The 12,330-nt window shown below is 72.1% G+C and carries 8 protein-coding genes; 1 reads left to right on the forward strand and 7 read right to left on the reverse strand.

Features of this window, described 5'->3' with window-relative positions; genetic code table 11:
- Positions 1–54: 54 nt before the first annotated feature.
- The 4 genes from SM452_RS23500 to SM452_RS23515 form a co-directional block, all read right to left on the reverse strand.
- Positions 55–2,037 (reverse strand): ABC transporter ATP-binding protein, encoded by a 1,983-nt coding sequence (locus tag SM452_RS23500; protein ID WP_463840722.1) that lies wholly within the window; start codon positions 2,035–2,037, stop codon positions 55–57.
- Between the two features lie 132 nt (positions 2,038–2,169).
- On the reverse strand, positions 2,170–2,937 hold the full coding sequence (locus SM452_RS23505; RefSeq protein WP_262014407.1) for an enoyl-CoA hydratase/isomerase family protein: 768 nt from the start codon (positions 2,935–2,937) through the stop codon (positions 2,170–2,172).
- A 43-nt stretch (positions 2,938–2,980) separates the two neighbouring features.
- Positions 2,981–3,208: a helix-turn-helix domain-containing protein gene (locus SM452_RS23510; RefSeq protein ID WP_007072022.1), complete on the reverse strand. Its 228-nt coding sequence runs from the start codon at positions 3,206–3,208 to the stop codon at positions 2,981–2,983.
- A gap of 297 nt (positions 3,209–3,505) precedes the next feature.
- Entirely contained in the window at positions 3,506–5,113 is a 1,608-nt protein-coding gene (locus tag SM452_RS23515; protein ID WP_043329650.1) for an ABC-F family ATP-binding cassette domain-containing protein, read from the reverse strand.
- A gap of 247 nt (positions 5,114–5,360) precedes the next feature.
- Between SM452_RS23515 and ypfJ the strand changes: the two genes are divergently transcribed.
- The gene (gene ypfJ, locus SM452_RS23520; RefSeq protein WP_262014433.1) at positions 5,361–6,275 is read left to right on the forward strand and encodes a KPN_02809 family neutral zinc metallopeptidase; all 915 of its coding nucleotides are present in this window, start codon (positions 5,361–5,363) and stop codon (positions 6,273–6,275) included.
- 72 nt (positions 6,276–6,347) lie between these two features.
- Here ypfJ and SM452_RS23525 read toward each other — a convergent pair whose 3' ends face one another.
- The 3 genes from SM452_RS23525 to SM452_RS23535 all read right to left on the reverse strand — a co-directional run bounded on the left by SM452_RS23525 (position 6,348) and on the right by SM452_RS23535 (position 12,151).
- Positions 6,348–7,559 carry an RCC1 domain-containing protein gene (locus tag SM452_RS23525; protein WP_463840710.1) on the reverse strand — a complete coding sequence of 404 codons (1,212 nt, stop codon included), beginning with the start codon at positions 7,557–7,559 and terminating at the stop codon, positions 6,348–6,350.
- A gap of 164 nt (positions 7,560–7,723) precedes the next feature.
- Complete coding sequence (locus tag SM452_RS23530; protein ID WP_463840711.1) at positions 7,724–8,362, reverse strand: acVLRF1 family peptidyl-tRNA hydrolase; 639 nt, start codon at positions 8,360–8,362, stop codon at positions 7,724–7,726.
- Positions 8,363–8,446: 84 nt separating this feature from the next.
- Entirely contained in the window at positions 8,447–12,151 is a 3,705-nt protein-coding gene (locus tag SM452_RS23535; RefSeq protein WP_463840712.1) for a reprolysin-like metallopeptidase, read from the reverse strand.
- Between the last annotated feature and the right edge of the window lie 179 nt (positions 12,152–12,330).

The raw sequence follows: 12,330 nt of genomic DNA on the forward strand, positions 1-12,330 counted from the left end.
GTCGGCCCGTCGGTCAGTCGGCTGGCCGGTCGGTCGTGTGGCCTCGTCGGGTCGCTAGTTGGCGGCGGCCGGGGGCATGGCCTCGTGGGCGACGTAGGTGCCCATCGGCACCGTGGTCACCACCGGCTCGGGCTGCTCGGCCTCGGCGTGGGGCGCGGGCGAGTCGGTGACCGCGAACTGGGTGCGGTACAGCTCGGCGTACAGGCCGCCGACCGCCACCAGCTCGTCGTGCCGGCCGCGCTCCACGATCCGGCCCTCGTCGAGCACCAGGATCTGGTCGGCGTCGCGCACCGTGGAGAGCCGGTGCGCGATGACCAGCGCGGTACGCCCGGTCAGCGCCACCGACAGCGCCCGCTGCACCGCCGCCTCGCTCTCCGAGTCCAGGTGGGCGGTGGCCTCGTCGAGGATCACGATCGACGGGGCCTTGAGCAGGAGCCGGGCGATGGCGATGCGCTGCTTCTCGCCGCCGGAGAAGCGGTAGCCCCGCTCGCCGACAGTCGTGTCGAGCCCGTCCGGGAGCGCCCGGACCAGGTCGGCGACCTGCGCGCCGGCCAGCGCCGCCCAGATCTCGTCGTCGGTGGCGTCGGGCTTGGCGTAGCGCAGGTTCTCCCGGATCGTCTCGTGGAACAGGTGCGAGTCCTGGGTGACCACGCCGATCTCGTCGCGGAGCGAGGCGAGCGTGGCGTCCCGTACGTCGACGCCACCGACGAGCACCTGGCCGTCGCTGACGTCGTAGATCCGGGAGATCAGCATGGACAGCGTCGACTTGCCGGCGCCGGACGGACCGACCAGGGCCACCATCTGACCCGGCTCGACGGCGAACGAGACGCCCCTGAGCACCGGCTCGTTCACCGTCCGGTCGAGGGTCGAGACCTCCTCCAGGGAGGCGAGGGACACCTCGGCGGCGCTCGGGTAGCGGAAGCGCACGTCGCGGAACTCGACCCGGCCGTTGCCGCGCGGCACCGGCACCGCGTCGGGCTTCTCGGCGATGGTCGGGCGCAGGTCGAGCACCTCGAAGACCCGGTCGAAGGAGACGAGCGCGCTCATCACGTCGACCCGCACGTTGGACAGCGCGGTCAGCGGGCCGTAGAGACGGGTCAGCAGCAGCGCCAGCTTGACCACGGTGCCGGCGCTGACCGCACCGGTGACCGCCAGCCAGCCGCCGACGCCGTACGTCAGCGCCTGGGCCAGCGACGCGACGAGCAGCATCGCCACGAAGAACGTCCGCGAGTACATGGCGGACTGGATGCCGATGTCACGCACCCGCTCGGCCCGGCGGGCGAACCGGTCGGCCTCCACCTCCGGCGCGCCGAACAGCTTGACCAGCAGCGCGCCGGCGACGCCGAACCGCTCGGTCATCGTCGCGTTCATCTTGGCGTCGAGGTTGTACGACTCGCGGGTGATCTCGGCCAGGCGCCGGCCCACCCGGCGGGCCGGGATGATGAAGATCGGCAGCAGCACCAGCGCCAGCACGGTGATCTGCCAGGACAGCACAAGCATCGCAGCCGCGGTGAGCACGAGCTGGATGACGTTGCTGACCACCCCGGACAGCGTCGAGGTGAACGCCCGCTGGGCGCCGAGCACGTCGTTGTTGAGCCGGCTCACGAGCGCGCCGGTCTGGGTGCGGGTGAAGAACTGCAGCGGCATCCGCTGGACGTGGTCGTAGACCCGGGTGCGCAGGTCGAGGATGATGCCCTCGCCGATGCGGGCCGAATACCAGCGCTGGATCAGGGAGAAGACCGCGTCGGCCACGGCGAGCGCGGCGATGATCAGGGCGAGCCGGACGACAGTCGAGCGGGCGTCCGCTCCGCCGCCGGCGATCGCGTCGATGACGTCGCCGGCGAGCAGCGGCGTGGCCACGCCGATCACCGCGGCGACGATCACGGTGATCAGGAAGACGACGATGTCGCGCCGGTAGGGCCGGGCGAACGCGACGATCCGCCGGGCGGTGCCGCGCTTGAGCTCGTGGGCGGAGACCTCGTCGCGGTTGCGCAGCGACCGGAGCATGCTCCAGCCGCCCATGCCGCCGCCGGCCATCGGGTGGGACACTCGTCACCTCCGGGTCGTCGGGGCAGCATGAACCGTCGGAGTCCATTCTCCCGACGCCTGTGACAACCTCGCGAGTAACCCAGATCTTCCCGAACGGTCCTTACGAAATCGCCGTACCGGCTATTCGCCCCGCCCGGCCAGGTCCCGGATCCGCCGGGTCTGCGCCTCCCGCTCGGCGCGCTGCTGCTCGGCGTGCGAACGGTCGACCGCGCCCGCGAGCAGCGCCTTGATCTCGATGATCGCGTCCCGGTTGTTGGCGAGCAGCCCGGCGGAGAGATCACGCACGGCGCCGTCCAGCTCGTCGTTCGGCACCACGAGCGTGGCCAGGCCGATCCGGTCCGCCTCGGCGGCGTCCATCCGCCGGCCGGTGGCGCAGATCTCCAGCGCCCGGGAGTAGCCGACCAGCTCGACGAGGCGGCGCGTGCCGGCCAGGTCGGGAACCAGGCCGAGGGTCACCTCGGCCATCGAGAGCTTCGCGTCGGCGGCGAGCACCCGCATGTCACAGGCCAGCGCGAGCTGGAAGCCGGCGCCGATGGCGTGGCCCTGCACCGCGGCGATGGACACCACGTCCGGCCGGTGCAGCCAGGTGAAGCCGCCCTGGTACTCGGCGATCCGGTCGGCGCACTCCGCCTCCGGCATCGCGGCCAGCTCGGCGAAGGAGCCCGGCCCGGTCGCACCGGCGACCGCCAGGTCCAGGCCCGCGGAGAAGGCGCGCCCCTCCCCGCGTACGACGACGACGCGCACGTCGCCGGGCAGGTCCCGGGAGAAGTCGCTCATGGCGCGCCACATCGCCGGGGTCTGGGCGTTGAGTACGTCGGGCCGGCACAACGTCACCGTCGCGACCGGCCCGTCGCAGTCGAAGCGCACTCCGGTCGTCTCGGCGGTCACCGGACGCCCCGGAACGCGCTGATGGACGACGCTGGGGGGCGGGTCACGCCTTCTTCCGGCGCCGGGCGCCGCCGCGCTGCCGCAGCTGCACCCCGGACTCGGTGAGCACCCGGTGGATGAACCCGTAGGAACGGCCGGTCGAGGCCGCCAGAGCACGGATGCTCTCTCCGCCGGTGTACCGCTTTACCAGGTCTTTGGCGAGCGTCTGACGCTCGGCCCCGACGATCCGGCGACCCTTCTCAGTGCTGGTGGCTGTGCCGGTGGCTGCCATGCTGATTCCTCACGTCCCAGACTGTGCGGTTCGGATACGGTCCCACCTATTAGACCGCCTCGGACGATCATGCGCCAGATATCAACTATTCGCCAACCGACACGCTACGCAATGTCAGCTTCCCGATAGAGTGATCCTTCCGGCCGCCTGATCCGTACCGGCCCGCCGGACGAGCCCGTCGACCCCACAGACCCCACAGACCCCACCCCGTCGATCATGAAGTTGACGGCGATGTGGATCTCCAAAAGTGCCGCCAACTTCATGATCGACCAGCAGAGTGCCCGGGGGCGGGCGGGGTCAGGCGAGCTCCACCAGCTCCAGGAGGTCGTCGGACCAGGCGTCCTCGTCGCCGTCGGGCAGCAGGATGGCGCGGTCCGGCTTGAGCGCGGTGACCGCGCCCGGGTCGTGCGTCACCAGCACGATCGCGCCCGGGTAGCGGGCGATCGCGTCGAGCACCTGCTCGCGGCTGACCGGGTCGAGGTTGTTCGTCGGCTCGTCCAGCAGCAGCACGTTGGCGCCGGAGCAGACCAGCGTGGCCAGCGCCAGCCGGGTCTTCTCGCCGCCGGAGAGCACCCCGGCCGGCTTGTCCACGTCCTCGCCGGAGAACAGGAACGCGCCGAGGATCTTGCGCAGGTCGGTGTCGGTCTGGTCGGACGCGGCGCTGCGCATGTGCTCCAGGATCGTCCGGTCCACGTCGAGCGTCTCGTGCTCCTGGGCGTAGTAGCCGAGCCGCAGCCCGTGCCCGGGGCGTACCTCGCCGGTGTCCGGCTCCAGCAGCCCGCCGAGCATCCGCAGCAGCGTGGTCTTGCCGGCGCCGTTGAGGCCGAGGATGGCCACCCGGGAACCCCGGTCGACCGCGACGTTCACGTCGGTGAAGATCTCCAGCGACCCGTACGACTTGGACAGGCCGGTCGCGGTCAGCGGCGTCTTGCCGCACGGCGCGGGGCTCGGGAAGCGCACCTTCGCGACCTTGTCCGCGACGCGGACCTCGTCCAGGCCGGAGAGCAGGCGCTCGGCGCGCCGGGCCATGTTCTGCGCGGCGACGGTCTTGGTGGCCTTGGCCCGCATCTTGTCCGCCTGCGCCATCAGGGCGCCGGCCTTCTTCTCGGCGTTTGCGCGCTCCCGGCGGCGGCGCCGCTCGTCGGTCTCGCGCGCCTCCAGGTACGCCTTCCAGCCCAGGTTGTACGTGTCGACCACGGACCGGGTGGCGTCCAGGAACCAGACCTTGTTGACGACGGCCTCCAGCAGCGAGGCGTCGTGGGAGATCACGATCAGGCCGCCCTTGTGGTTGGCGAGGAAGCCGCGCAGCCAGGTGATCGAGTCGGCGTCGAGGTGGTTCGTGGGCTCGTCGAGCAGCAGGATGCCGCCGCCGTTCTCGCCCGCGTCGCGGAACAGGATCCGGGCCAGCTCGATGCGGCGGCGCTGACCGCCGGACAGCGTGCCGATGGTCTGCGCCAGGGCCCGGTCGGGCAGGCCGAGGTTGGCGCAGATGCGGGCCGCCTCGGCCTCGGCCGCGTAGCCGCCGAGCGAGGCGAACTGGTCCTCCAGCGCGCCGTAGCGGCGGACCAGCCGCTCGTCGTCGGCGCCCTCGGCGAGCTTGTTCTCCAGCTCCTTCATCTGCGCCATGAGCACGTCCAGGCCGCGGGCGGAGAGCACCCGGTCCCGGCCCGTGACGTCCAGGTCACCGGTACGCGGATCCTGCGGCAGATAGCCGATGGCGCTGCGCCGATCGATCTGCCCGCCGTACGGCTGCCCCTCCCCGGCGAGCACCTTGAGCGTGGTGGTCTTGCCGGCGCCGTTACGGCCGACCAGGCCGATCCGGTCGCCCGGCTGCACCCGCAGGGTGGTGTCGGACAGCAGGATCCGGGAACCGGCACGCAGTTCCAGGCCGGTGGCAGTGATCATCTCGGAGTACTCGCTCTCGGGTCCGGAAGGGCTGACTCAGGGCACGCGAAAGCGCCGGCGGGTGGTGATTTCCCGTCGGCGCGGGGCGGTTCAGCCTTCGCAGCGCAGCACGGGGGCAAGTGTACCGGGCCCCGCGGGCCCTCTCCGCCGGATTACCGTGCAAGATCATCGGGTACGGAGACCGCCGTCCGGACCCGGTCCGGTACCGCAACCATCACATACGGACACATCGGTGATCGGGGTCAACATGGAGCTGAACGAGAACGCGCGGGTCGACACCAGCCAGGTGGACGACCGGCGAGGGTCCGGCGGAGGCGGCGGGATGGGCATTCCGATCCCGATCGGCGGCGGCCGGGGCGGGATCGTGGGCATCATCATCGCCGTACTGGTCGCCCTGGTGGGCGGCGGCTTCGGCCTCAACGCCGCCACCAACGGCGGCGGTGACGAGCAGGGCGACAACACCTCGCTGGAGCAGAAGTGCTCGGCGCAGGACGCGCTGAAGCAGCTCGACTGTCGCAACGCGCTCTACGTCAACTCGATCCAGGCGTACTGGCGTACCGCGATGCCGGAGGCGTTCGGCGAGCAGTACCGGCCGTCGAAGACGGTGTTCTTCAGCCAGAACGTGAGCACCGCCTGCGGCGCTGCCGACTCGGGCGTGGGCCCGTTCTACTGCCCGGCCGACGACCTGGTCTACATCGACCTCACCTTCTACAAGCTGCTCGCCGACCAGCTCGGCGCCGAGGGCGAGTTCGCCCAGCCGTACGTGCTGGCCCACGAGTACGGCCACCACGTGCAGGACCTGCTCGGCACCGAGGCGCAGATGCGCCGCCAGCAGCAGCGCGACCCGCAGAGCGCGAACGCGCTCTCGGTGAAGCTGGAGCTGCAGGCCGACTGCTACGCCGGGGCGTGGGCGAAGAACGCCACCGGCACGGCCGACGACAAGGGCCAGAAGATCTTCACCAGCATCACCGAGCAGGACATCTCGCAGGCCATCGACACCGCCGAGAAGATCGGCGACGACGCGATCCAGCAGCGGTCCGGCCGGCCGGTGAACCCGGACGAGTTCACCCACGGCAGCTCGGAGCAGCGCAAGCAGTGGTTCACCAAGGGCTTCACCACCGGTGACCCGAAGTCCTGCGACACCTTCGGTTCGGGCCAGTAGCAGCCCGGCGTATCGGCCCCGCACCGCCGCCAGACCGGCGGTGCGGGGCCGATGTCGTGTCCGGGGGGCCGGTCAGGCCGGCAGGGTCACCTGACCCGCCGTGGACCGGTTGACTGTGGTGCCGTCGCCCAGCTGACCACCGCTGTTGTCACCCCAGCACCACAGACCGCCGTCGGTACGGATGCCGCAGCCGTGGTCGGTGACCGCGAGGCCGCCGGTCCAGGTGGTGGCCGTACCGGCCTGGACGGGCGCGGACCGGTGGGTGGTGCTGCCGTCGCCCACCTGCCCGGCCGAGTTCTTGCCCCAGCACCACAGGCTGCCGTCGGTACGCGACGCGCAGGACGTGTCGCTGCTGGCGGCGATCCGGTTCCACGTGGTGGCGGTGCCGATCTGCACCGGCGCGGTCCGGTACGTGCCGCTCACGCCGAGCTGCCCGTACCCGTTCTCCCCCCAGCACCACAGCGCGCCGGAGCGGACCCCACAGGTGTGCGCGTACCCGGCCGCGACGCCGGTCCACCCGGTCGCGGTGCCGACCTGCGCGGGCGCGGTCTGGGGCGCCAGGTTGCCGAGCCCGAGCTGGCCGTCCGAGCTGGACCCCCAGCACCAGAGCGTGCCGCCGGTCCGGATCCCGCAGGTGTGCCCGTAGCCGGTCGAGACGCTCACCCAGTCGGTGGCCGTGCCGACCTGCAGCGGGGCGTTCGCGACGTACGGCGAGGCGCCGACGCCGAGCTGCGTGGTCCGGTTGAAGCCCCAGCACCAGAGCGTGCCGTCGGTGCGTATCGCGCAGGTGTGCTGGGGGCCGGCGTCGACCCGGGCCCAGGTGGTCGCGGTGCCGACCTGCACCGGGGTGCTGCGGCTGGTGGTGCTCCCGTCGCCGAGCTGGCCCCGGAAGTTCGAGCCCCAGCACCACAGCGTCCCGTCGGTGCGGACCGCGCAGGTGTGCCCGGTGCCGGCGTCGGCGTTCGTCCAGGTGGCGGTGCCGACCCGGGCCGGGGTGCCACGGTTCGTGGTGGTCCCGTCGCCGAGCTGGCCGCCGTAGTTCGAGCCCCAGCACCACAGTCCCCCGTCGGTGCTGATCGCGCACGTGTGCGCGCCGCCCGCGGTGACGCTGCTGACGGTGGGCGCGGCGAGCGCGGCGCGCTGCACCGGGCTCGCGTTCGCCGTACCGGCCGTGAGCGCGGCGGTGAGCACGAGGCTTCCGGCGCTCATCGCCGCCGCCGCGACGAGGAGCCTCGTCGCACGGCGCCACCGGGCCCGCAGCCGGCCGTCCTGATATCCGCTCATGAAGTTGTTCTCTCCCAACGATGTCGGCGCGTGATGGCGGAGGCGAAGCGGGCCCTGCGGGTCGCCCGGAGACCCGCCGCTTCGTGACACGACCTTATGCATCGAGCCGATTCGATGCACCATGGAGGAGCGGGATTGCGCCGTCTTGAGGTGATCTTTCCTGTTCAGCGGACCAGGATGTGGACCGCACGGGCGGCGGCGACTGCGGCCACCAGCACCGCGTGCCGGGGTTCCGGCACGTCGAGCAGTCGCGGCGCGCGCAGCGCCGCGAGCGGGGCCAGCCGCCGGTCGGCCAGCACGGTGTCCACCGTGCGCCGGTCGCCGCCGCACACCAGCGCCGCCAGCGTGCCCGCCTCCGGCAACAGCAGGCGTACGGCCAGCTCGGCCGCGTCGCCCAGGGCGGCCTTCGCCTGGTTGTCGCGCCGCCTGGCGAACCGCTGCTGGGACCAGCCGCCCGCCGCGGTACGCCCCTGCACGTACCGGGTGTCCACCTTGGAGACCACCAGGTCGGTGCCGTCGGCGACACCGACCGCCACGGCGCCCTTGCGGGCCAGCAGCAGACCGAGCCGTCGGGCCGCCGCGGCGGAGGCGACGAATCCGGGTACGTCCGCCGACGCGCTCGCGCCGGGCGGGGTGTGCAGTTCAGCGGTGGCGCCGTCCGGGGCGGCGAGCAGGAGCCCGTACTCCTGGACGGTCGTCGCCGGCGGGCCGTGCCGGTCGGTGAAACCCTCGACCCAGCGGGCGACGCGGCCGGGGTCGACCTCGACCCACCGGCCGCCCCCGGCGGCGGGTCGGCTGCTCATGGCCCGACGGTACGCCATCGACGGGCCGGGAAACGCAACGCGGGAGGACACCGTGACCGGTGCCCTCCCGCGCCTACCCGTGGATCAGTGGACGGTGAGGTTGCCGCCCTTCAGCTTGACCTCGGCGGTCGCGCCGCCCGTCCAGTCGGACGAGAACAGCAGGGCGCCGCCCTTCCACAGCGTGAGCCCGACGGTGTCGTTCCTTCCGGGGGCGCCCCGGTCGGTCACCGTCGCAGCCAGGGTCAGGCCGGAGGCCACCAGCTTGCCCTTGTTGTCGTACAGGGCGGCCTGGTAGCGCACCTGGGCGACCTTGCCCGCCGAGGTGACGCCGAGCGCGTCGACGGTGTCGGCCCTGATCGTGTACGACTTCCCGCCGGAGCGGAACTCGACCTCGGCCTTGCCCGTGGCGGGCTTGTTCGCCTTGCCCGGCTTCGCGTTCAGCTCCACCTCGACCGTGGAGTTCACGTCGGCCGGGTAGGTCCCCGCCGAGCGGGTGGCGGTGAACTCGCCGCCGCCGGTGAGGAACCCGCCGTCGGAGACGGCGACAGTCACCTGGGCGGTGGTGCTGCCCGTGTAGTTGCCGCCGACGGTCGCGGTGACGGTGTGCGTGCCCTTCGGCAGGGTGGCCGTGCACGCCGCGGACGCGGTGGTGGTGGCCGTGCCGAGCAGGCCGAGCACACCGGTGCACAGCGTCACGCCGTCCTTGGTGAAGGTGACGGTGGCGGTACGGATGTCACCGGCTGTGGTGTCCGTGGCGCCGGGCAGCACCGAGCCGTCCCGGACCACGGCCCGCAGCAGGGCCTGGCCGGACGCGCCGCCTGTCGCGGTGTTGACGAGCGTGTCACCGGCCCATCTGACCGCCGCGTCCTCGGCGGCGACGGTGACGGTGAACGAGGTGCTGCCGGCCAGCCCGGAGCCGTCGGACACGGTCACGGTGACCGGGTACTCACCCGGGGCCGCCGTGGTGGTGCCGGCGACCGTCCAGGTACGCGTACCCGGGCGGGCGTCCGTCGCCGAGGTGCTCGTGACGGCCAGGGACAGGCCGGCGGGCAGCCCGGTGGCGGCAGCGGTCAGGTCCGCGCCCGCGGTGTCACCGTCGGTGGCGGTCACCGTGACAGCGGGCGAGAGCGCGTCGCTGTACTGGACGCGCACGCCGCCGTCCGGGGCGGTGCTGGTGACGGCCGGCGCGGACCGGATGGTGAAGTCGGCGTCGTTGACGTCGAAGAAGACGTTGCCGACCGCCTCGATCTTGATCCGGGCCTTCCCGGTCGCCACGTTCGGCAGCGTCACCGTCGCGGTGCCGGTGTTCGCGGTCTGCTCGGCCAGCACGTACGGGAAGGTCAGCCCGCCGTCGGCGGACAGCGAGATCTTCACCTGCGCGGCGTTCACCGGCGCCACGTCGGTGCCGGCCACGTCCCACGTCACGGTCTGGGTCGAGCCGCCGTCGAGTACGGCGGCGGCGCCCTGCGAGGTCACCAGGAACGGACCCGCGTCCGGCGCCAGCACCACGGCGACGTCGGCGCTGCCGATGCCGCCGCCACCCAGCCGCCCGTCCCGGGCGGTGAGCTTGAAGTGCAGGGTCCGGTCGCCCGCGATGCCGACCCAGTCGCGGGTGGGCAGGAACTCGGAGTAGCAGTCGACCAGCTCGGCCGGCACGTTCGAGGCGCCACCGGTGGCCGGTGGTGCCGGGGGCGCCGGGCAGGTGCCGGTGGCGGCGTTGGTGTTGCCGGCCAGGATCTGCCGCAGGTCCGGGAACACCCGGGTCGAGTCGGTGGTGACCGCGTTCAGACCCGGCGAGTAGTACTTCAGCGTGTCGGTCGGCGACACGATCGCCGCCTCGCCGAACACCCGGAACAGCGGACCGTTGACCTTCGTGTTGTTCGTCAGCGCGGTGCCGGTCGTGGCGCCCCTGTCGTTCTGCTCCCACAGGTACGTCACGGTGTCGCCGTCGGCGTCGGTGACGCTGCCGGTCAGCGCGAACGGCGTACGCACCGGGATGGTGACGGTGTCCGGCACGGTGACCACCGGGGCGTGGTTGGTGGTCTCCTCGACCAGCCAGCCGCCGTTGTCGATGGCGCCGCCCTTCGCCGTCTCACCGACGAACCCGGAGGCACCGGCGGCGTTCGTCAGCTCCAGCGACGCCACGTTCGTGGTCGCCAGCGTGCCGCCGAAGGTCACCTGGAAGCCGTTGTCGTTGAGCGTGCCGCTGCCACCGGACGCGGCCACGGTGACGGTCGCGCCGGCCGGCCAGCCGGCGATGCCCTCGATCGCGGCCTTGATGCCGGCGGTGGTGTAGTTGACGCCTCGCACGATCGGCGCCGAGTCGGCGCCCGCGTAGCTGACGGTGAACGAGTCACCGTCGGCGTCGAACCCGTACAGCGAGACGTTCTGCACCTCGTTGATCGCCGGGCGGTTCGAGGTGACGTAGTTGGTGATCTCGGTGTAGCTGCGGTGCGACCAGTACGGGTCGCTGTGCGGCTGGAGGTTGTCCTGCTGGCAGATGCCCGCGTACGCCATGATCGACGAACCGCTGCCCGGCTCGTACGAGTTGGCCGCGCTGCGGTTGCCGCCCGAGCAGTTGTACTGCGTGCCGTTGAAGGTGTGGTTGCCGGCGAACTGGTGACCCATCTCGTGCGAGACGTAGTCGACCGCGTAGAAGTCGCCGACCGGCGTCGGCAGGCCGGTGCAGCCCTGCGCCTTGCCGTTGCCGCCGATCACACCGAGGCTGGCCACGCCGCCGCCGTTGACGCCCAGGCCGATGTGGCCCACGTCGTAGTTGCTCGCGCCGACGAGCTGGCCGAGCACGATCCGGTTCCGGCTGAGCGTGCCGCCGCCGCAGGAGGTGAGCTGAGCCGGCGTGAAGCAGGCCGCCGCGCCGCACGGGCCGTTCGGCTCGGTGGCCAGGGCCGGCGTGTTCAGGTTGGTCTTGTCGGTGTCGTCGATCAGGACGAGCCGGATCGCGGTCTCGTCCTCGTAGATCTGGGTGACCCGGTTCATCAGCGTCACCTTCGCGGCGGTGACGTTCTCCGCGCCGAAGTAGGTGGCGTACGACGGGTCGGTCACCAGCGCCACCCGGTAGGTGCGCAGCTTCACCAGCGGCCCGGCCGGGACGTCTGCCTCGGCGATCTCCTCGGCCAGCGCGTGCGCCTCCTGCGTGACGTCCGCACGCTCGACGAACTCGCCCTCCGGGTGCTCCAGGTCGCGGGCGAAGTAGCTCGCGTACAGGCTCTGGTCGCGCTGGTAGTACGGGTCGATATACCAGTTGCCCTTGGCCGACCGGACCGAGGCGTGGAACCCGAGCGGGGTGAGGTCCGCGCGGATGGTCGCCGCCGGGTCGTCCAGGCCCTTGCCGGCGTACGTGGTGATCTCCGGGTGCTTCGCGGCCAGGCCGGCCTCCATGACCGGCGAGTCGACCAGTTCGAAACGCTGGAACGTGCCGTCCGGAGCGGGCAGCGCCACCACCTGCTTCGCCACCCGGGCCACCGCCACGCGCTTCTCGGCCGGCGCCTTGTCCAGCAGGCCCTGCATGGTGCCGCGGTCCAGCTTGTACGCGGCCAGCCGCTTGGCCTTGATCGCGGCCTTGCGGCCCGCCTTCGTAGCGGCCGGCGTGCCGTCCACCTTCTGCCACGGTCCGTGGACGCCGGGAGCGGCGGAGGCGGGCGCGGGCGCCGCGAGAACGGGAAGCGTCGCCGCGGCCAGCGCGGCGACGAGGAGGGCAGCGGTCCGTCCACGCCGAGGCGGTCCGGCGGGTTGCCGGTCGCGCGGCGGGCGCCCGAGGGTGATCCTCAAGTCTTCTCCCTGGTCGGTCGGGTGTGGACTGGCGCACGACCGGCGGGGATGACCGGACGTACGTGAACGGTCCACGGATTGTTCCGTGACCCTAGGACCACTCGCGAGCTCGAACATCACCCGCAAAGACGATGTGGTTCTACCTGGACGGTGATCCGGGACACCTGTGGTCGGGCACC

The sequence above is a fragment of the Micromonospora sp. SYSU B005 genome, from assembly GCF_055362685.1.

Excerpts from the sequence above, each read along its gene's own strand:
- SM452_RS23500 (WP_463840722.1), bottom strand. The coding sequence starts at position 2,037 with ATGGCCGGCGGCGGCATGGGCGGCTGGAGCATGCTCCGGTCGCTGCGC.
- SM452_RS23510 (WP_007072022.1), bottom strand. The coding sequence starts at position 3,208 with ATGGCAGCCACCGGCACAGCCACCAGCACTGAGAAGGGTCGCCGGATC.
- SM452_RS23515 (WP_043329650.1), bottom strand. The coding sequence starts at position 5,113 with ATGATCACTGCCACCGGCCTGGAACTGCGTGCCGGTTCCCGGATCCTG.
- SM452_RS23525 (WP_463840710.1), bottom strand. The coding sequence starts at position 7,559 with ATGAGCGGATATCAGGACGGCCGGCTGCGGGCCCGGTGGCGCCGTGCG.
- ypfJ (WP_262014433.1), top strand. The coding sequence starts at position 5,361 with ATGGAGCTGAACGAGAACGCGCGGGTCGACACCAGCCAGGTGGACGAC.
- SM452_RS23530 (WP_463840711.1), bottom strand. The coding sequence starts at position 8,362 with ATGAGCAGCCGACCCGCCGCCGGGGGCGGCCGGTGGGTCGAGGTCGAC.